The organism is Naasia lichenicola (genome assembly GCF_004801885.1).
GTDB classification, from domain to species: Bacteria; Actinomycetota; Actinomycetes; order Actinomycetales; family Microbacteriaceae; genus Naasia; species Naasia lichenicola.
The window spans coordinates 363,813-383,520 of sequence record NZ_SSSM01000001.1; the positions used below are offsets into that span (position 1 = coordinate 363,813).

At 68.1% G+C, this 19,708-nt stretch carries 17 protein-coding genes; 12 read left to right on the forward strand and 5 right to left on the reverse strand.

Annotated elements, in window-relative coordinates; all coding sequences use genetic code 11:
• Window positions 1-81: 81 nt before the first annotated feature.
• Window positions 82-2,181 carry a transketolase gene (gene tkt, locus E6C64_RS01725; protein WP_136425887.1) on the reverse strand — a complete coding sequence of 700 codons (2,100 nt, stop codon included), beginning with the start codon at window positions 2,179-2,181 and terminating at the stop codon, window positions 82-84.
• 230 nt (window positions 2,182-2,411) lie between these two features.
• Here tkt and E6C64_RS01730 point away from each other — a divergent pair, with 230 nt between their 5' ends.
• Window positions 2,412-3,305, forward strand: a complete 894-nt coding sequence (locus E6C64_RS01730; protein WP_233255448.1) for a heme o synthase — start codon at window positions 2,412-2,414, stop codon at window positions 3,303-3,305.
• Window positions 3,306-3,553: 248 nt separating this feature from the next.
• Here E6C64_RS01730 and E6C64_RS01735 read toward each other — a convergent pair whose 3' ends face one another.
• Complete coding sequence (locus tag E6C64_RS01735) at window positions 3,554-4,522, reverse strand: COX15/CtaA family protein (protein ID WP_233255403.1); 969 nt, start codon at window positions 4,520-4,522, stop codon at window positions 3,554-3,556.
• Between the two features lie 396 nt (window positions 4,523-4,918).
• Here E6C64_RS01735 and sufB point away from each other — a divergent pair, with 396 nt between their 5' ends.
• The 5 genes from sufB to E6C64_RS01760 all read left to right on the forward strand — a co-directional run bounded on the left by sufB (window position 4,919) and on the right by E6C64_RS01760 (window position 9,142).
• Window positions 4,919-6,337 carry a Fe-S cluster assembly protein SufB gene (gene sufB, locus E6C64_RS01740; protein ID WP_136425890.1) on the forward strand — a complete coding sequence of 473 codons (1,419 nt, stop codon included), beginning with the start codon at window positions 4,919-4,921 and terminating at the stop codon, window positions 6,335-6,337.
• A gap of 100 nt (window positions 6,338-6,437) precedes the next feature.
• Entirely contained in the window at window positions 6,438-7,652 is a 1,215-nt protein-coding gene (locus tag E6C64_RS01745) for a SufB/SufD family protein (protein ID WP_136426368.1), read from the forward strand.
• Window positions 7,652-7,981, forward strand: coding sequence for a non-heme iron oxygenase ferredoxin subunit (locus E6C64_RS01750; RefSeq protein WP_136425891.1), 330 nt, complete (start codon window positions 7,652-7,654; stop codon window positions 7,979-7,981). The genes E6C64_RS01745 and E6C64_RS01750 overlap by 1 nt, the downstream gene beginning before the upstream one ends.
• Before the next feature lie 64 nt (window positions 7,982-8,045).
• Window positions 8,046-8,813 carry a Fe-S cluster assembly ATPase SufC gene (gene sufC / locus E6C64_RS01755; protein WP_136425892.1) on the forward strand — a complete coding sequence of 256 codons (768 nt, stop codon included), beginning with the start codon at window positions 8,046-8,048 and terminating at the stop codon, window positions 8,811-8,813.
• Window positions 8,813-9,142, forward strand: coding sequence for a metal-sulfur cluster assembly factor (locus E6C64_RS01760; RefSeq protein ID WP_136425893.1), 330 nt, complete (start codon window positions 8,813-8,815; stop codon window positions 9,140-9,142). The genes sufC and E6C64_RS01760 overlap by 1 nt, the downstream gene beginning before the upstream one ends.
• A 159-nt stretch (window positions 9,143-9,301) precedes the next feature.
• Here E6C64_RS01760 and E6C64_RS01765 read toward each other — a convergent pair whose 3' ends face one another.
• Window positions 9,302-9,913 (reverse strand): biotin transporter BioY, encoded by a 612-nt coding sequence (locus E6C64_RS01765; RefSeq protein WP_136425894.1) that lies wholly within the window; start codon window positions 9,911-9,913, stop codon window positions 9,302-9,304.
• 221 nt (window positions 9,914-10,134) lie between these two features.
• Here E6C64_RS01765 and E6C64_RS01770 point away from each other — a divergent pair, with 221 nt between their 5' ends.
• Window positions 10,135-11,733, forward strand: coding sequence for an ABC-F family ATP-binding cassette domain-containing protein (locus E6C64_RS01770; RefSeq protein WP_136425895.1), 1,599 nt, complete (start codon window positions 10,135-10,137; stop codon window positions 11,731-11,733).
• A 209-nt stretch (window positions 11,734-11,942) separates the two neighbouring features.
• Here the strand turns inward: E6C64_RS01770 and E6C64_RS01775 are convergent, their stop codons facing one another.
• Complete coding sequence (locus E6C64_RS01775) at window positions 11,943-12,998, reverse strand: agmatine deiminase family protein (protein WP_136425896.1); 1,056 nt, start codon at window positions 12,996-12,998, stop codon at window positions 11,943-11,945.
• 101 nt (window positions 12,999-13,099) lie between these two features.
• Between E6C64_RS01775 and E6C64_RS01780 the strand changes: the two genes are divergently transcribed.
• The gene (locus E6C64_RS01780; RefSeq protein WP_136425897.1) at window positions 13,100-14,764 is read left to right on the forward strand and encodes an amidohydrolase; all 1,665 of its coding nucleotides are present in this window, start codon (window positions 13,100-13,102) and stop codon (window positions 14,762-14,764) included.
• A gap of 43 nt (window positions 14,765-14,807) precedes the next feature.
• On the opposite strand, the gene E6C64_RS01785 is transcribed toward E6C64_RS01780, so the two are convergent.
• Entirely contained in the window at window positions 14,808-15,176 is a 369-nt protein-coding gene (locus E6C64_RS01785; RefSeq protein WP_136425898.1) for a cupin domain-containing protein, read from the reverse strand.
• A gap of 227 nt (window positions 15,177-15,403) precedes the next feature.
• Here E6C64_RS01785 and E6C64_RS01790 point away from each other — a divergent pair, with 227 nt between their 5' ends.
• The 4 genes from E6C64_RS01790 (at window position 15,404) to E6C64_RS01805 (ending at window position 19,689) form a co-directional block, all read left to right on the forward strand.
• The gene (locus E6C64_RS01790) at window positions 15,404-16,537 is read left to right on the forward strand and encodes an ABC transporter ATP-binding protein (RefSeq protein WP_136425899.1); all 1,134 of its coding nucleotides are present in this window, start codon (window positions 15,404-15,406) and stop codon (window positions 16,535-16,537) included.
• 83 nt (window positions 16,538-16,620) lie between these two features.
• Window positions 16,621-17,772, forward strand: coding sequence for a polyamine ABC transporter substrate-binding protein (locus E6C64_RS01795; RefSeq protein ID WP_136425900.1), 1,152 nt, complete (start codon window positions 16,621-16,623; stop codon window positions 17,770-17,772).
• A 19-nt stretch (window positions 17,773-17,791) separates the two neighbouring features.
• A complete protein-coding gene (locus E6C64_RS01800) occupies window positions 17,792-18,766 on the forward strand; it encodes an ABC transporter permease (protein WP_136425901.1) in 975 nt (324 codons plus the stop codon).
• On the forward strand, window positions 18,763-19,689 hold the full coding sequence (locus tag E6C64_RS01805) for an ABC transporter permease (protein ID WP_136425902.1): 927 nt from the start codon (window positions 18,763-18,765) through the stop codon (window positions 19,687-19,689). Before E6C64_RS01800 ends, E6C64_RS01805 begins: the two co-directional genes overlap by 4 nt.
• Window positions 19,690-19,708: the final 19 nt, after the last annotated feature.

A 19,708-nucleotide genomic window follows, 5' to 3' on the forward strand; every position in this document is an offset into this window, starting at 1 on the left:
CTTTCGGATTCAGTTCGTGGATGGGTGGGCCGACGGCTCAGTGCTCGCCGGCCCGGTGCTCATCGGCCGGTGCTCGTCGGTTCAGGCGCCCGAAGCCGCGATCGAGTCCTTGGCGGCCGCGATGGCCGACTCGGTCGTGATCCCGAACTTCTCGTAGAGCGTCTTGTAGTCCGCGGAGGCGCCGAAGTGCTCGATGGAGACGCTGCGGCCTGCATCGCCGATGAGCGGACGCCAGGTGAGGGCGATGCCCGCCTCGATGGAGACGCGGGCCGTGACGGCCTTCGGCAGGACCTTCTCCTGGTACTCGGGGCTCTGCTCGGCGAACCACTCCAGGGAGGGAGCGGAGACGACGCGGGCGTTGATGCCCTCGGCGGCGAGCTTCTCTCGAGCGTCGACGCCGATCTGCACCTCTGAGCCGGTGGCGATGAAGATCACGTCGGGGGTTCCGCCGGGAGCCTCGGCCAGGATGTACGCACCCTTCGCGACGCCGCGCGCGTGTGCGAAGGTGTCGCCCTCCGCCTCGCCGTCGCCGCGCTCGAAGACCGGCAGGTTCTGCCGGCTCAGCGCGATTCCGGCCGGACCCTCGCGACGCTCGAGCACCGTCTTCCAGGCCCAGGCCGTCTCGTTCGCGTCCGCTGGGCGGACGACGTCGAAGTCGGGGATGGCGCGCAGGGTGGCGATCTGCTCGATCGGCTGGTGCGTGGGGCCGTCCTCGCCGAGGGCCACGGAGTCGTGGGTCCAGACGTAGATGGTCGGCGCCTTCATCAGTGCGGCAAGACGCAGCGCGGGCCGCATGTAGTCGCTGAAGATGAGGAAGGTGCCGCCGAACGGGCGGGTGTTGCCGTGCAGCACGATGCCGTTGAGGATCGAGCCCATCGCGTGCTCGCGGATGCCGAAGTGCAGGACGCGCCCGTAGGGGTTGCCCGCCCACTCGTGCGTCGACCACTCGGTGGGGACGAACGATCCGCCGCCCTCGATGGTGGTCAGGTTCGACTCTGCGAGGTCCGCCGATCCGCCCCAGAACTCGGGGACGAGCGGGGCGATCGCGTTGATGACCTTGCCCGACGCGGCGCGGGTCGAGACGTCCTTTCCGGCGGGGAAGACCGGGAGGGCCTCCTCGATGCCGTCGGGCAGTTCACCCGACAGGACACGGTCCAGCAGGACCTTCCTGTCGGGGTTCGCGGCCGCCCATTCGTCGAGCGACTTCTGCCATTCGGCATGCTGGGCCTGGCCGCGCTCGATGGCGCCGCGGGTGTGCTCGAGCACCTCGGGGTCGACGTCGAAGGTCTTGTCGGGGTCGAAGCCGAGGACCTTCTTGACGGCGGCCAGCTCCTCGGCGCCGAGAGCGGAGCCGTGGATCTTGCCGGAGTTCTGCTTCTTGGGGCTCGGCCAGCCGATGATCGTCTTGAGGATGATCAGCGACGGCTTGTCCGTGACGCCCTTGGCTCGCTCGATCGCGGCGTGCAGCTCCTGGACGTCCTCGACGTACTCGCCGGTCTTCTTCCAGTCGACCGTCTGCACATCCCAGTCGTAGGCCGCGTAGCGCTTGGCCACGTCCTCGGTGAAGGCGATGTTGGTGTCGTCCTCGATCGAGATCTGGTTGCTGTCGTAGATGACGACCAGGTTGCCGAGCTGCTGGTGGCCGGCGAGCGAGGAGGCCTCGCTGGTGACGCCCTCCTGCAGGTCGCCGTCGCCGGCGATCACGTAGATGAAGTGATCGAACGGGCTCGTGCCGGTGGGGGCATCCGGGTCGAAGAGACCGCGCTCGAAGCGGGACGCGTAGGCGAAGCCGACGGCGGAGGCGAGTCCCTGGCCGAGCGGGCCGGTGGTGATCTCGATGCCGTCGGTGTGGCCGTACTCAGGATGCCCGGGCGTCTTGGAGCCCCACGTGCGCAGGGCCTTCAGGTCGTCGAGCTCGAGGCCGTAGCCGCCGAGGTAGAACTGCACGTACTGGGTGAGCGAGCTGTGGCCCACCGAGAGGATGAAGCGGTCCCGCCCGATCCAGGTGGAGTCGCTGGGGTCGCGGCGCATGACCTTCTGGAACAGGAGGTAGGCAGCGGGCGCGAGGCTCATCGCGGTGCCCGGGTGACCGTTGCCGACCTTCTCGACCGCGTCCGCCGCGAGGATCCTCGTGGTGTCGACGGCCTTGCTGTCGATGGGTTCCCATTGCAGATCTGCCACTGAGCCTGGCCTTCCAGATGAAGTTGTGCGGGCCGGGATCGACCCGTTCAAGTATAAGTAACGGGGCATCAGGACATTCCCCGAAGGCATCCAGACATCTGCTGAAATGTCGCGAAGATGCGCTGTGGGCGGCTCGGGGGTTCCGAGTCGGGCTTCTACTCGACGTAGAATCGACGACGGTGAGCACTGCAGTGAAGGATGACGCGCAGCCCCTCCTCGAGGGCGCTCGCATCGGCGTCCGCGCACGCACGGCGGCCAAGGCGAAGGCCTATGTGGCCCTCACCAAGCCCCGCGTGATCGAGCTGCTGCTCGTCGAGACCGCGCCGGTGATGATCCTCGCGGCGGGCGGCATCCCGAATCCGTGGCTGATCGTGGCCACGATGATCGGCGGCTCGCTGAGCGCCGGCGCCGCCAGCGCGTACAACATGTACATCGACCGCGACATCGACGCGGTCATGCACCGCACCAAGCGGCGGCCGCTGGTCACGGGCGAGGTGACTCCGCGCGAGGCGCTCGTCTTCGCGACGGTCCTCGCGGTGGTCTCGACGGTCTGGCTGCTGCTCTTCACCACTCCGCTCGCCGCCGGGCTGTCGGTGGCCGCGATCCTCTTCTACGTCTTCGTCTACACGCTGTGGCTGAAGCGGCGCACCCCGCAGAACATCATCTGGGGCGGGATCGCCGGATGCTTCCCCGTACTGATCGGCTGGGCGGCCGTCACCGGATCGCTGACCTGGGCCCCATTCGTGCTGTTCGGGGTCGTGTTCCTCTGGACCCCGCCGCACTACTGGCCGCTGTCGATGAAGTACCGCGAGGACTACGCCGCGGTGCACGTGCCGATGCTCGGCGCCGTTCGCACCCGCCAGCAGGTGGGACTGCAGACGATCCTCTACGCATGGGCCACGATCGCCTGCTCGCTGCTGCTCATCCCCGTCGCATCTATGGGCGTCGTGTACTCCGTCGTGGCGCTGCTCTCGGGTGGCTGGTTCATCTACGAGACGCACCGTCTCTACGGCCTCGCCATCCGCGGGGGAGAGGGCAAGCCGATGCGCGTCTTCCACGCGTCGATCAGCTACCTCACCCTGCTCTTCCTCGCGGTCGCCATCGACCCGCTCCTCCCGTTCTGACCCGTCGCCCGGTCCAGTCGCGCGGCCCCTCGCGCACGGGAGCGATGGGTGCGCTGCAGGCCCAGGCCATCTCCACGGATCAGGCGATCTTCACGGATCAGGCGATTCTGGGTTTTCGACCACGGATCAGGCGATTTTCGCCTGATCGGCGTTCGATCTCCTGAACGGTGAAGCAGGCATCCGCGCGGGTCAGGCCCGTCCAGCCTCGTCCAGGCCCGTCCAGCCCGGTTCGGCGCCGTTCCCGTGGGTTACAGCGAGACGGATTCCGGCCCGTAGCGCCGCTCCGCCGGTGCCGCATCCACCGCTGAGGGTGCTCGAAGCGACAGCACCGTCGCCGTGATGGCCGCGACGAGCAGCCCCGCGAGGATCATGTGGATGCCGACCAGCACCTCGGGCAGCCCGAGCCGTGCCTGCGTGATGCCGACGATGATCTGCACCACCTCGACGGCCAGCAGCGCCAGCGGCCAGCGGCGGGGGAGCCGAAGTGCGAACGCCGCGATGACGACGGCGAGAGTGAGCGCGAACGTGGCGTAGGCGGGCCAGCTGTGCACGTGCTGCAGCAGCTCGGGATCGAGTCCGTTGCGTGGAGCGGGCTTGAGCGGATTCGAGTTGTCGCCGGCGTGGGGTCCGGATCCGGTGGTGAGGATGCCGACCACGACGGTGACCGCGACGAGCAGGCTCGTGACGTGGACGAGCGTCGCGTATGCCCGCGGGGCAGGCATCAGCGATCCTCGGGGACCGCGATAGACCCGCCAGACGAGGGTCGTGGTGACCGCGACGAGCACGATCGACACGGCGAAGTGGGCGCCGACGACATAGGGGTTGAGACCGGTCAGCACGGTGATCCCGCCGAGCACGGCCTGGAACGGGATGCTCAGCCCCTGCAGCAGGGTGAGCACGAAGAGATCGCGACGTCCCCGGCGGTAGCGCAGCACGGACAGGAAGGCGGCGATGACGATGATCGCCAGGACGAAGGTCAGCATCCGGTTGCCGAACTCGATGATGCCGTGCAGCCCCATCTCGGGCGTGTTGACGAATGAGTCAGCCGTGCAGCGCGGCCAGGTCGGGCAGCCGAGGCCCGATGCGGTGAGACGCACGGCTCCGCCGGTGCCGATGAGGACGACCTGGAAGGCGAGGGACAGCCATGCCACGACGCGCACGCGGCGGTCGATGGATGAGGGCAGCCAGTTCCAGAATCTCCGAGTCAGCCGACCCACGCTCGCCCCTCGATCTCCCGCCCGATCGCACGCCGCGCGGGACCGATCCAGTGTAAGCGGGCCCATCTGGGGCGAGTCCGTGCGGACGCCGGAGCGTCGACCGCAGCAGACACCGGCGGGATCAGGCTGAGGGTTTGTCCCGTCCCCTGCACGGCGGTGAGCCCGCCCTGTAGAATCGGGATGTTTCATGCCACGCCAGCACGTCGATGTTGACGGCGGGCTCGCTCTCCCGCCATCGGATCCGGTTCCACCGCAGCCGAACAGCAGCGGAGGCACCATTCGGAGGCTGCGCCTCGAACGAGGTGCCGCGCGCGAGCCGCACGATCGTCCGTGCTGTCAGGACATGGAATGCCAGGACAGCCATACGGGTTGGCCTTGGTGAGGAAAGAGGTAGGCATGTCAGATGTTCTGATCGACCGTCCCGAACTCGCGAGCCTGGGCCAGTACGAGTTCGGCTGGTCCGACTCCGACGCCGCAGGAGCGACGGCCCGACGCGGTGTGTCGCCCGAGGTCGTCCGCGGGATCTCCACGCTGAAGAGCGAACCCGAGTGGATGCTCAAGAACCGGCTCAAGGGCCTCGCCCTCTTTGAGCGCAAGCCCATGCCCACCTGGGGCGCCGACCTCTCGGGCATCGACTTCGACAACATCAAGTACTTCGTCCGCTCCACCGAGAAGCAGGCGCAGACCTGGGAAGACCTCCCCGAGGACATCCGCAAGACCTACGAGCGGCTCGGCATCCCCGAGGCCGAGCGTCAGCGCCTGGTCGGCGGCGTCGCGGCACAGTACGAGTCCGAGGTCGTCTACCACCAGATCCGCGAGGATCTGGAGCAGCAGGGCGTCATCTTCATGGACACCGACACTGCCCTCCGGGAGCACCCCGAGTTCTTCGACGAGTACTTCGGCACCGTGATCCCGGCCGGCGACAACAAGTTCGCCGCGCTCAACACCGCCGTCTGGTCCGGCGGCTCCTTCGTCTACGTGCCGCCCGGTGTGCACGTCGAGATCCCGCTGCAGGCCTACTTCCGGATCAACACCGAGAACATGGGCCAGTTCGAGCGCACGCTGATCATCGCCGACGAGGGCTCGTACGTGCACTACATCGAGGGCTGCACGGCGCCGATCTACAAGTCCGACTCGCTGCACTCCGCGGTGGTCGAGATCATCGTCAAGAAGAACGCCCGCGTCCGCTACACGACCATCCAGAACTGGTCGAACAACGTCTACAACCTGGTCACCAAGCGGGCCATCGCCCACGAGGGCGCGACCATGGAGTGGATCGACGGCAACATCGGCTCCAAGGTGACGATGAAGTACCCCTCCATCTACCTGGTCGGCGAGCACGCCAAGGGCGAGACCCTGTCCGTCGCCTTCGCGGGCCCCGGTCAGCACCAGGACGCCGGCGCCAAGATGATCCACATGGCTCCCTACACGCAGAGCTCGATCGTCTCCAAGTCGATCGCGCGCGGTGGCGGCCGAGCCGGCTACCGCGGCGAGGTCCGCGTCGACGCGAACGCGCATCACTCGGCGAACACCGTGCGCTGCGATGCGCTGCTGGTCGACACCATCTCCCGCTCCGACACCTACCCGGCGATCGACATCCGCGTGGACGACGTCCAGCTCGGCCACGAGGCGACCGTCTCGAAGGTCAGCGAGGAGCAGCTGTTCTACCTGATGTCGCGTGGTCTGCCCGAAGACGAGGCCATGGCGATGATCGTCCGCGGCTTCATCGAGCCGATCGCGCGGGAACTCCCCATGGAATACGCCCTCGAGCTGAACAAGCTCATCGAGATGGGCATGGAAGGCAGCGTTGGCTGACACGGCACAACTGGCACACGGCGATCAGGTGGAGGCGGCGACTGCGCTGACCCCCGACCAGCACGCGGCGACCGCTTCGGGCGCACCGACCACCGGCGGACTGCCGGGCGGATCGAAGGCGCACAGCGACGGTGGCTGGGATGCACGCGAGAAGGGCTTTATCCCTGTCCAGACCCGCGACGCACGCTTCCGCTCCTACGCGGCGGCGGAGTTCCCCGCGGTCACCGGGCACGAGGTCAACTGGAAGCTCACCCCGGTCGGTCGCATCGGCGACCTGATCGACGGCGAGCTCTCGGGCGCGCCCTATGAGCTCGACGCGCCGACGACCACCGGCATCGACGTCTCGTGGGTCGACCGCAGCGACGCCCGCGTCGGCGTCGTCGGCACCCCCGAGGACAAGGCTGCCGCCAACGCGTGGGGGAGCTTCGACAAGGCTCTGGTCATCACGGTCAGCGGCGAGGACGAGCAGGAGCTGGTCCTCGGACGCAGCGCCTTCGGTGCGGCGCCGCGCGCCGCGCACACGATCATCGAGGCCAAGCCCTTCAGCAACGCCGTCATCGTGCTCGACAACTCGGGCGCCGCATCGCTCGTCGAGAACGTCGAGATCGTGATCGGCGACTCCGCTCGGCTGACCGTGGTCACCGTGCAGGACTTCGACGACGACGCCCGCTACGTGGCGACCCACTTCGGACGTGTGGGCCGCGACGCCCGCTTCAAGCACGTCGTGGTCTCCTTGGGCGGATCGGTCGTCCGCGTCAACCCCGCCATCACCCTCGCCGAGCCCGGCGCGGATGGCGAGCTGCTCGGCGTCTACTTCTCCGACGCGGGCCAGCACCTCGAGCAGCAGGTCTTCCTGTTCCACGAGGCCGCCAACACCAAGGGGCGAGTGAACTACAAGGGCGCGCTGCAGGGCGAGGGCGCGCGCACGGTCTGGATCGGCGACGTGCTCATCGGCGCGAACGCCTCGGCGACGGACAGCTACGAGCAGAACCGCAACCTCGTGCTGACCGACGGAACGCGCGCCGACTCCATCCCGAACCTCGAGATCGAGACCGGCGACATCCTGGGCGCGGGTCACGCGTCGGCCACCGGCCGCTTCGACGACGAGCAGCTCTTCTACCTGCGCTCGCGCGGCATCTCCGAGTCCGAGGCGCGGCGCCTGGTCGTGCGCGGCTTCCTCGCCGAGATCGTGCAGAAGATCGGCTTCGCGCCGCTCGAAGAGCGCCTGAACTCGGCCATCGAGGCCGAGCTCGCGGCGTCGGTCGGCATCGCGGGCAGCACCCTCGGCCGTCAGGTGGACGGAGCGCAGCGCTGATGGCCGCGGTCAAGATCGGCCCCGCCGACGACATCACCCTCGAGTCGGCCACCCGCGTCGTCGTCGAGGGCATCCCGATCGCCGTCGTGAAGGACAGCGCGGGAGTCATCCATGCCATCGGCGACACCTGCACCCACGGCGACATCTCGCTGTCCGAAGGCTTCGTCGAGGACGACACCCTCGAATGCTGGGCGCACGGCTCGAAGTTCGAGCTGACCAGCGGGAAGCCGCTCAGCCTCCCCGCCTACGAGCCGGTGCCCGTCTTCGACGTGACCATCGTCGACGGCGACGTCTACATCGATCCCACCCCCCGCAGCGTCGACGCCTGACGTCGACCTCCCACCCACTCCTCCCGCTTCCCTGCGCGAGATCCCACAACACGAGGTAAACCGGATGTCAACACTCACCATCGCCGACCTGCAGGTCAGCGTCGCCACCGATCAGGGTCAGAAGCAGATCCTCCGCGGCGTCGACCTGACGATCAAGGAGGGCGAGATCCACGCGATCATGGGCCCGAACGGATCGGGCAAGTCCACACTCGCCTACGCGATCGCCGGCCACCCCAAGTACACCGTCGACGGCGGCTCGATCACCCTCGACGGCGAGGACGTGCTCGCGATGTCGGTCGACGAGCGGGCCCGTGCCGGCCTGTTCCTCGCCATGCAGTACCCCGTCGAGATCCCCGGGGTCACCAACACCAACTTCCTCCGCACCGCCAAGACCGCCATCGACGGCGAGGCGCCCTCGATCCGCACCTGGGTCAAGGACGTGCGCGAGTCGATGGGCAAGCTGCGGATGGACTCCACCTTCGCGGAGCGCAACGTCAACGAGGGCTTCTCCGGCGGCGAGAAGAAGCGCAACGAGATCCTGCAGCTCGAGCTGCTCAAGCCGAAGTTCGCCGTTCTCGACGAGACCGACTCCGGCCTCGACGTCGACGCGCTGAAGATCGTCTCCGAAGGCGTCAACCGCGCCCACCAGGCGACCGGCCTGGGCATTCTGCTGATCACCCACTACACGCGGATCCTGCGCTACATCAGCCCCGACTTCGTGCATGTCTTCGTCGCCGGCCGGGTCGCCGAAGAGGGTGGAGCCGAGCTGGCCGAGCGCCTCGAGGAAGAGGGCTACGACCGCTTCCTCACCGGCGAGACGGCGGCCGTCTGATGGTCGTCTCGCTCACTCCCGAGCGCTGGGACGAGATCTCCGAGGCGCTGAAGGACGTCGTCGACCCCGAGCTCGGCGTGAACGTCGTCGATCTCGGATTGATCTACGACCTCAACTGGGACGAGGAGAACGACGCACTCGTCATCTCGATGACGCTGACCTCGGCGGGCTGCCCGCTGACGGACGTCATCGAGGAGGAGACCGCCGAGGCGCTCGACGGGCACGCCGATCGCTTCCGGATCAACTGGGTCTGGATGCCGCCGTGGAGCCCCGAGAAGATCACCGACGACGGCCGCGAGATGATGCGCGCGATTGGCTTCTCGATGTAGCGCTCCGCGCTACATCGAGAAGAAGCCCGTTGGCTGAGTATGCACGCGCGCCAGCGCGGGCTTATCGAAGCCGGTTGCGCAGAGCACCACGCTGAAAAGCCGAAAAGTGCCGTTATGACTCGCTCATAACGGCACTTTTCGGCTTCTCAGCGAACCGACTCAGCTCCGACGCCCGCGATCCGCCGCGAACCAGCCCGCACGGATGACTCCGGCGGCGACAACGGCCTTGATCACGCCGCCGATGATGAACGGGTAGAGGCCAGCGACGAGGGTCTGCTCGATCGTCAGGCCTAGGGTGAAGCCGAGCCAGGGCAGACCGACCGCGAATACGGCCGCCGATCCGGCGAAGTAGCTCACGAGCCCGCCGGCGAACGACTTCGCCCAGCGGCGCTCGGCGAGATAGCCGGTGAGCGCGGCGGCGAGGACGAAGCCGACGATGTATCCGCCCGTCGCTCCGAACAGGACTCCGACGCCGTGGCTCGCGTCGCTGAAGACGGGAAGTCCGAGCGCTCCGACGAGAGCGTAGACGCCCATGGAGATCGCTCCCCGCGCGGCGCCGAGGGATCCGCCGACGAGCAGCACGGCGAGCGTCTGTCCGGTGATCGGAACGGGCCAGAGCGGGATGGCGACCTGTGCGAGCACCGCGGTCAGCGCCGCACCGAGCAGCACGAGCACGGCGTCCGTCGCGAGGGTCCGGGGGATCACCCGATCGGCGAGCACCGTGCGGCGGATGGCGACCGATCCGGCGGGAGTTGCGGGAGTGCGGGTCATCGGGCTCCTCGGGAGTGCGAGTTCAACGCCTCGTCCACGGCCTCTGACCCGCGTGCGGACAGCGCCCGAGGAAGATCGGAACGGTGCGACGGCCGGTCGGCCGCCGTGAATTTATACTAGAGGGCCCGCCGATTCCGGCCAGGCTCTCAGCGACACTGTTCGTCGCACCCCGGAGGGGCGCGCAGAGCGTCGGCCTCCGCACGAAGAAATGGACTACGCCTGTGCTCGCCGTGCACGACCTCGAGATCCGGATCGGAGCGCGCGTCCTCATGGAGGGCGTCAACTTCCGTGTCTCACCGGGCGACAAGGTGGGGCTGGTGGGACGCAACGGCGCGGGCAAGACCACCCTCACGAAGACCCTCGCGGGGGAGACCCTGCCCACCGGCGGCAAGATCGAGCGCCACGGCGAGATCGGCTACCTGCCGCAGGATCCCCGCTCCGGCGACCCGGAGGAGCTGGCCCGCACCCGGATCCTCAACGCACGCGGCCTCGGATCCCTGGTGCTCGGCATGACCGAAGCGACCGTCGGCATGGCGAGCACGGACGAGAAGGTCGCCGCGAAGGCGATGAAGCAGTACGGCGACCTCAACGACCGCTTCCTCGCCCTCGGCGGCTACGCGGCAGAGGCGGAGGCCGCCTCCATCGCGAGCAACCTCAGCCTGCCCGACCGCATCCTCGATCAGCCGCTCAAGACCCTGTCCGGTGGTCAGCGTCGTCGGATCGAGCTCGCCCGCATCCTGTTCTCGGGCGCCGAGACGATGATCCTCGACGAGCCGACCAACCACCTCGACGCCGACTCCGTGGTGTGGCTGCGCGAGTTCCTCAAGGGCTACTCCGGTGGCGTGATCGTGATCAGCCACGATGTCGAGCTGGTCGGCGACACGGTGAACCGGGTCTTCTACCTCGACGCCAACCGATCGGTCATCGACGTCTACAACATGGGCTGGAAGCACTACCTGCGCCAGCGCGAGGCGGATGCGGAGCGTCGCAAGAAGGAGCGCGCCAACGCCGAGAAGAAGGCGGGCGTGCTGCAGCTGCAGGCGGCCAAGTTCGGCGCGAAGGCCTCGAAGGCCGCCGCCGCACATCAGATGGTCCGCCGCGCCGAGAAGCTGCTCGAGGGCCTCGAGGACGTCCAGGTGCAGGATCGGGTCGCCAAGCTGCGCTTCCCCGATCCGGCACCCGTCGGCAAGACGCCGATCATGGCCAACAACCTCAGCAAGTCCTACGGCTCGCTCGAGATCTTCACCTCCGTCGACCTCGCGATCGATCGCGGCTCCAAGGTCGTCGTGCTCGGCCTGAACGGAGCAGGCAAGACGACGCTGCTGCGCATCCTCGCGGGCGTTGATCAGGCCGACACCGGGGTGATCGAGGCAGGTCACGGCCTGCGAATCGGCTACTACGCCCAGGAGCACGAGACGCTCGACGTCAAGCGCAGCGTGGTGCAGAACATGCTGAGCGCGTCGCCCAACATCAACGAGACCGAAGCCCGCCGCGTGCTCGGCTCGTTCCTGTTCACCGGTGACGACGGTGCGAAGCCCGCCGGCGTCCTCTCCGGTGGGGAGAAGACCCGCCTCGCGCTGGCCATGCTGGTGGTCTCGTCGGCCAATGTGCTGATGCTCGACGAGCCGACGAACAACCTCGACCCGGCCAGCCGCGAGGAGATCCTCGGGGCACTCGCCGCCTACACCGGCGCCGTGATCCTGGTCAGCCACGACGAGGGCGCGGTCGAGGCCCTCAACCCGGAGCGGGTGCTCATCATGCCCGAGGGCACAGAGGACCTCTGGACCAAGGACTACATCGACCTGATCACCCTCGCCTAGACGCGCGCTCCTCAGGCATCGATCGGCCCCGGGCCCCGGTTGCTGAGCCGGGCGCGCAGCGCCCGTGTCGAAGCCCGGTGGGGAAGCCTGTCCGGTGGCTGAGCCGGGCGCTCAGCGCCCGCGTCGAAGCCCGGTCCACGTGACGGAGATGGTCAGCTCGATCTCGTCGAGCCAGCCATCTGCGTCACCTCGGTCCACAGCTCTGCGACTCAGCGCGCTGGCAGGCTCGGCTGCTGCTGAGTGATGCAGTGGATCCCGCCGCCGCGTGCGTACAGCTCGCGGGCGTCGACGGTGACCACCGTGCGACCCGGGTACTGCTCGGCGAGGATCCCCGCGGCGACCTCGTCCATCGGGTCGTCGAAGCCGCAGGCGATCACGCCGCCGTTGACGAGCACGTGGTTGACGTAGCTGTAGTCGACCCAGTCGTCGACGCCCTCCACATCCTTCGCGCGCAGCTTCGACGGAGCAGGGAGACGGACGACGTCGAGCGCGTTGCCGGCGGCGTCTCGGGATTCGGCCAGGCGGGCGACCACCTCTGCGGTGACCTCGTGATCGGGGTGCGACGGATCCGTCTGGTCGTGCACGAGCACCCGGCCGGGAGCGGCGAACGCCGCGACGATGTCGACGTGGCCCCGAGTGCCGAACCTCTCGTAGTCGCGGGTGAGGCCGCGATCGAGCCAGATCGCGGTGGTCGCCCCGATGGTGCGCAGCATCTCGGCTTCGATCTCCACACGGCTGAGGTGCGCATTGCGCCCCTGGCCGCGCTGGACCGTCTCGGTCAGCAGCACCGTGCCACGACCATCGACATGGATGCCGCCGCCCTCGTTCACGATCGAGCTCGCGATCCGCTCGCCGCCCGACCAGCCGAGCACGCTCCGGGCGATCTCGTGGTCCTTGCCCCACACCGCCCAGTCGGGCGCGCCCCAGCCGTTGAAGATCCAGTCGACGCCGCCCAGCTTCGGACCGCCCTCGGCGTCGCGATCGATCACGTAGGTGGGACCCACGTCGCGCATCCATGCGTCGTCGAGCGGCGCCTCGCGCAGCTCGATCGAACCCGAGAGGTGCGCGCGCGCCGCGTCGAGATCCGCGGGGTCGACGACAACCGTGACGGGCTCGAACTCGGCGGCCGCGTTGGCCACAGCGGCCCAGGTGCGCTGGGCGGCGAGCGCCGTCTCGTCGGAGTCGCCGAGGGCGTAGCCGCCGACCGGCCAGGCGAGCCACAGTCGGTCGTGGGGGTCGCCCTCCCAGGGCATCATCCAGGTCATGGGGTCGAGGCTATCGATTCCGACGGTCCGATCGCCTGCGGACCGACGATCTGCTCCGTGTTCGGGTGCTCCCGCTCCGATCACTCGGATAGCGTGTCGCCATGCCTACCGACCTCGTCCTCCTGTCCGGCCGCGTCTTCACGGGCACGGAGCTGCATCCCACCGCGACGGCCGTCGCCCTCTCCGACGGCGTCATCGTCGCCATCGGATCGGATGACGAGGCGCAGGCGGCGGTCTCACCGGATGCGGAGCGGGTGGACGTGGCCGGCGGGCTGATCACCCCCGGATTCATCGACTCCCACGTGCATGCCGTTCAGGGCGGGCACGAGCGGCTCACCTGCGACCTGACGGACAGCACCGATGCGGCCTCGACGCTCGAGATGGTCGCCGCCTACGCGGCCGAGCATCCCGATGACGAGTGGATCATCGGCGGCGGCTGGCACATGCCGTTCTTCGAGGGCGGCAATCCGCGCGCCGAGCTGCTCGAGGAGGCGGTGCCCGGCCGCAAGATCTACCTCGTCAACGCCGACCATCACGGCGCGTGGGTGTCGCCCGCGGCGCTCGCGGCGGCGGGCATCACGAAGGACACCCCGAACCCGGCGGACGGCCACATCGACCGCGACGAGGAGGGCAACCCGTGGGGCACCCTCCAGGAGGGCGCGATGGATCTGCTCGAGCACCTGCTGCCCGTCCCCGACGACGCGGCCTACGTCGCAGCGCTCGAGGAGACGCAGCGGTACCTCCGCAGCTTCGGAGTGACGGGCTGGCAGGACGCGATCGTCGGCGCCTACGCCGGCATGCGGGACACCTCCGACGCCTACATCGAGGCGATCGAATCGGGCCGGCTCACCGCGCACGCGACCGGCGCGCTCTGGCTCACCCGCGGATTCGGACTCGACGATGTCGACGACGTGGTCGCGGACATGGTGGGTCGGCGCGATCGGATCGGCACCCGCAGCAACACGGCGGGCGGCACCTTCCGCACTCCGACGATCAAGATCATGCAGGACGGCGTTCCCGAGAGTCAGACCGCCGCCATGAAGAAGCCCTACCTCGACGCCTGCGGACATCCGACCTCGCACCTCGGTCCCTCGCACTTCCCGCCCGCGGTGCTCGACGCGACCACCCGTCGGCTCGCCGGCGAGGGCTTCCAGCTGCACATCCACGCGATCGGCGACCGCGCGATCGCGGAGGCCCTGCACGCCATCCAGGGGGCGAACGAGGTCGCGGACATCGCGGACACCCGCCATCACATCGCGCATCTGCAGCAGGTGGACCCGGCCGACATCGCGCTGATGGCCGAGATCGGCGCGACCGCGAATCTTCAGGCGCTGTGGGCCTGCAGCTCCGATCAGATGACAGAGCTCAACCTTCCCATCGTGGGCGAGGACCGCTTCAACGCCCAGTATCCGTTCGCCTCGATGGCCGCCGCGGGAGTCCCGCTCGCCATGGGATCGGACTGGCCGGTGTCGACGCCGGACCCGTGGCAGGCCATCCACGTCGCCGTCACCCGGATCGAGCCGGGCGACACGACCTCTGCGCCGCTCGGCTCGGGGGAGGAGCTCACCCTCACGCAGGCCATCGCTGCATACACCTCAGGATCGGCGCGAGTCACGCACCATGACGGACGCGGCGTGATCGAGATCGGTGCGCCCGCGGATATCGCCGTCACCGACCGGGACCCGTTCGCGGTCCCGCCGCTCGAGCTGCACACGGTCACGAACGTGCTCACCGTCAGCGATGGGGTCGTCGTCTACCGCGCCTGAAGCCCGCCGCTCGGTGCGGTGCGATGCGGCCGCAACGCGCGCATCAGAGGGTGATGTAGAGCTTCCGCAGGGGTTCGGCGACGGTCCAGATGGTGCGCGTGCCGGCCGCCAGGCGCACCAGGTCTCCGGGGGAGAGGGCGAGCGTGCGGTCCTCGTCGACGAAGAGGATCGTCGCGGCGCCCGAGAGCACGACGAAGACCTCCTCCACCTCGGTGTCGCTCATCGCGCCGACGCTCATCTCCCAGACGCCGATCTCGATCCCGCTGCTGCCGTCCTGCTGGCCGGAGGCGAGCGTCACGGAGCCGGTCGTGGGCGCACCATCCTCCCGCTGGGCCTCCGGCACCCGCTCGTGCTCGACGGCCAGCGCCTCCAGAGCTGCGGAGTGATTGGGCCTGATCAGCCATTCGGTCATGCGGTATCCCCGGATTCTGCGGTTTTCGTGGCCGGATCGCTCGTTCGCGGACGATTTCGTCAGCGGTGACGAGGAACCTTCACCGTTTCGATTGTGTAAAAAGTATCGCCGAGCGGCCGGTTCAGGTTGTCACAGCGGCTCTCAGTGACCTACTTTCGGCAGAGACGAACCTCTGCGCGATTCATCCTGCGCGCCCCGTGACCGGCCGTCGAGGAGCCACTGCACAAATGACTTCAACCGCTGAGACGGAGATCGACTTCAAGACGGTGGAGCACTCCACCGCTCCGGGGCGCGTGACGCTGTCCGGAGTATCCAAGCTCTACGGCAAGAACTACGCCGTCCAATCCCTCGACCTCGACATCAGGGCAGGCGAATTCATCTCCCTGCTCGGCCCCAGCGGCTGTGGCAAGACCACCACCCTCCGGATGATCGGCGGGTTCGAGTACCCCGACGAGGGATCGATCTCGATCTCCGACGTCGTGATGCAGGATCTGCCGCCGCACAAGCGTCCCGTCAACACCGTCTTCCAGGCCTACGCCCTGTTCCCGCACATGTCCGTCGCCAAGAACGTGGCGTACGGCCTCGGCTACGCCAAGGTGCCCAAGAGCGAGATGGGTCAGCGGGTCGGCGACGCCCTGGCCATGGTGAGGATGAAGCACCTCGCGGACCGGATGCCGGCTCAGCTCTCCGGCGGTCAGCAGCAGCGCATCGCCCTCGCTCGCGCCCTCGTCAACCGCCCCTCGGTCCTGCTGCTCGACGAGCCCATGTCGGCACTCGACCGCAAGCTCCGCGAGGAGATGCAGATCGAGCTCAAGCTCCTGCAGCAGCAGCTCGGCACGACCTTCGTCTTCGTCACCCACGACCAAGAGGAGGCGATGACGATGAGCGACAGGATCGCCGTGATGAACGGCGGACGGATCGAGCAGATCGGCTCCCCGGCGGAGGTCTACGACTCCCCGACGACGGCGAACGTCGCTGGCTTCATCGGCCAGCAGAACTTCTTCACCGGCAGCGTCGAGAACACCGGCCCGGTCGGCGCGAGCGTCACCGTCCCCGGTGCGACCCTCGTGTCGGCGAAGGCACCGGGCCAGCCACTGGTGAAGGGCGGCCCGGCCACCGTCGCGGTCCGCCCCGAGAACGTCACCGTGACCGCCGGCGACGCGGCCGGCCCCAACCAGATCTCCGCCACCCTGATGAGCATCAGCCAGCTCGGCTCCTACCTCCAGGTGGTCATGCTGACCGCCGAGGGCCTCAAGGTCATGGCGCGCACCAACCGCACCGTCGACATGCCGACCCGCATCGGCGACGCCGTCACCGCGAGCTGGAGCGCGGAGAGCGTCACCATCTACCCGACCGCCTGAACACCGGCAGCATCCGCAGCACCTTCACCACCAACCGCCCCGGCAGCCACAGCAACGCAGCCCCACCACTAGGAGAGCATTCCGTGCCCGACGTCCCCCAAGTCCGCATCCTCGCCCCGAAGCTCATGAGCAAGGAGCTCAGCCGGCGCCTGTTCCTGGGCGGTTCCGTCGCAGCGGGCGCGACCCTCGCGCTCGCGGCCTGCGCACCGGGCAGCACCACCGGCGGTCGCGGCACCGGCTCGCTCAACCTCTACACCTGGGGCACCTACGACGACCCCGAGGTGCTCACCGACTTCACCTCGGAGACCGGCGGACCCACGGTCGCGCTCGACAGTTACGGCTCGAACGAGGAGATGATCGCGAAGCTCGCCACCGCGAAGGGCACCAGCGGCTACGACCTGGTCGTCCCGACCCTCGGCTACGTGCCGCAGATGATCGAGCTCGACCTCCTGGAGAAGCTCGATCACTCCAAGCTCCCGAACATGAAGAACCTCGACTCGAACTACACGGGCACGAAGTTCGACGAGAACAACGACTACAGCATCCCGAAGGCGTGGGGCTCGGCCGGCTACGCCTACGACACCACGGTCGTCACCACGCCGATGACGACCTGGGACGACTTCTGGCGCGTCGCGCAGAACGAGGCCAGCGGATCGTTCTCGCTGCTCGACGACCCGAACGAGATCTTCTGGGCCTATGCCTTCTGGAAGGGCATCGACCCGGCCACCAACGACGAGGCCGACCTCGCCGGCTTCCAGGACTTCATCGTCAACACCATGGCGACCCACATCCAGGCCTTCGAGTCGTACCCCAGCGGCACGATCACCCAGAACGGCCGGATCCTCGCGCATGCCTGGAACGGCGACGCGCGCCAGGGCATCATCGAGAACCCCGACCAGAGCCGCTACGTGTACGTGCAGCCCACCGAGGGCGGCGCGCTCTTCCAGGACAACTGGAGCATCGTCAAGGGCTCGGCGAACGTGGACGCCGCGCACGACTTCATCAACTACGTGCTCGACCCCGCCGTGAGCCTCAAGGAGTGCATCTTCATCGGCTACAACACCTGCGTGACGGGCATCGAGGAGGCGGCCACCGAGGGCGGCGACTTCGAGTTCCCGGAGTACGTGTTCTTCACCGAGGACCAGATCAAGGGCCTCGTCTTCGACGAGGTCGTGGAGTCGCAGGAGGAGCGCGTCTCCATCTACAACGAGCTGAAGGCCTCGGCAGGCCAGTGATCACGATGAACGCTGCGCGATGACGGCACTCGACGCTTCGTCCGCCCCGGGGCTCACGCAGAGCTCCGGGATCGGCCCGCGCAGGACGGGCGCCCGCCGGTTCCGGTGGAACGTCGGGCTGCTCGCCCTGCCCATCGGGGTCTGGCTCGTCTTCTTCTTCATCGTGCCGTTCGTCGTCATCCTCTGGTACAGCTTCGGAGACAAGCCGAGCCTCTACGTGACCCACTCCAACGACACGCTGTCGTTGGGACGCTTCGCCGAGGCCCTCAGCCCCGTCTTCTTCCAGACCTTCGCGCGCACGCTGAACATCGCGGCATCGGGGACGCTGATCTGCCTCCTGATCGGCTTCCCGATCGCCTACTGGATGGCCGTCAAGCTGTCCCCGAAGTACCAGGGCCTCGCGCTCGGCCTGGTGCTCGTGCCGTACTGGACCAACTTCCTGGTCCGGACGATCGGCTGGCAGATCACCCTCAGCCCGCAGTCGTTCCTCGCGGACGTCTCGCGGAACCTCGGCTTCGGCACGCCCGAACTGCTCTACACCTCGGGCGCGGTCCAGCTGGGAGTCGTCTACAACTACCTCCCGCTGATGATCCTTCCGCTCTACGTGGCGCTCGAGCGGATGGATCACCGCCTGCTCGAGGCGAGCCGCGATCTCGGCGCCAATGCCTTCGAGGGCTTCCGCCGGGTGACCGTTCCGCTCGCCCTGCCCGGCATCGGCGCGGGCCTGCTGCTCGTGTTCGTGCCGCTGATGGGCGACTACATCACGCCGAGCGTGCTCGGCGGGGCAGCGGGCAGCATGGTCGGCCAGATGGTCGCCTCGCAGTTCCAGACCGCGCAGAACTGGGCTCTCGGGTCGGCGATGGCGATCCTGCTGATGCTCGCGATCCTCGCGGTGGTCGTTGTCTTCGCGATCATCTTCAAGGTGATCGGCATGGTCATCGACAGGGTCGAACGGGTCAACGTGCTCGATGACGCCAAGGGGAGCGCAGCATGACCGCCACCATCGATGCACCGGCCACCGCCACAGCGGTGACCGGGACCGAGACCGAGCCGAAGGGACATCGCCGCAAGGTCGACGTCGGAACCCTGCTGCTCACGATCTGGGGCGTACTCGGCTTCCTGTTCCTGTTCTTCCCGGTGCTCGTGATCATCGCGTACTCGTTCAACACCGGACGCATCCTGCAGGCATGGGACGGCTTCGGGTTCTCCTCCTATGCGGCGGCGCTGAGCAATCCGGCGATCATCTCGGGCGTGCAGGTCTCGCTCTACGTGGCGTTCTGGTCGGCTGTCGTGTCTGCCGTGCTGGGGTCACTGGCCGGCGTTGCGCTCGCCCGCTCGCCGAAGGCCAAGTGGGTCGGCGTCCTCACCGGACTGCTCGCCCTCACCCTGGTCACGCCCGAGATCGTCAACGCGGTCTCTCTGCTGCCGTGGTTCGTCACGCTCGGCACCGATTGGGGGCTGTCCGCGTTCAACCTCGGACTGGTCCGGCTGATCATCGCGCACACCCTGTTCTCCTGCGCGGTCGTGACGTTCATCGTCCGGGCCAGGATGGCGGGGCTCAGCGTTTCCCTGGAGGAGGCAGCTGCCGACCTCGGTGCTCCGCCGATCCGCCGGTTCCTCGACATCACCTTCCCGCTCATGCGTCCCGCGGTGATCTCGGGCGCCCTGCTGTCGTTCACACTCAGCCTCGACAACACGGTGCTCTCGAGCTTCGTGTCCGTCGCGGGGTCGACGCCGTGGCCGGTGTTCGTCTTCTCGTCGCTGCGCTCGAGCCTGCGGCCCGAGATCGCGGCGATGTCGACGCTCATGCTGCTGCTGACCCTCGTCGCACTCGGCCTCGTGGCCTTCGTGCTGTCCCGGGCCAGCAAGAAGACGGGCGAGGGCCCGAGCCTTGCCTCCACCCTCGCCGGCGGCTGATCCATCGGGCGCAAGCACC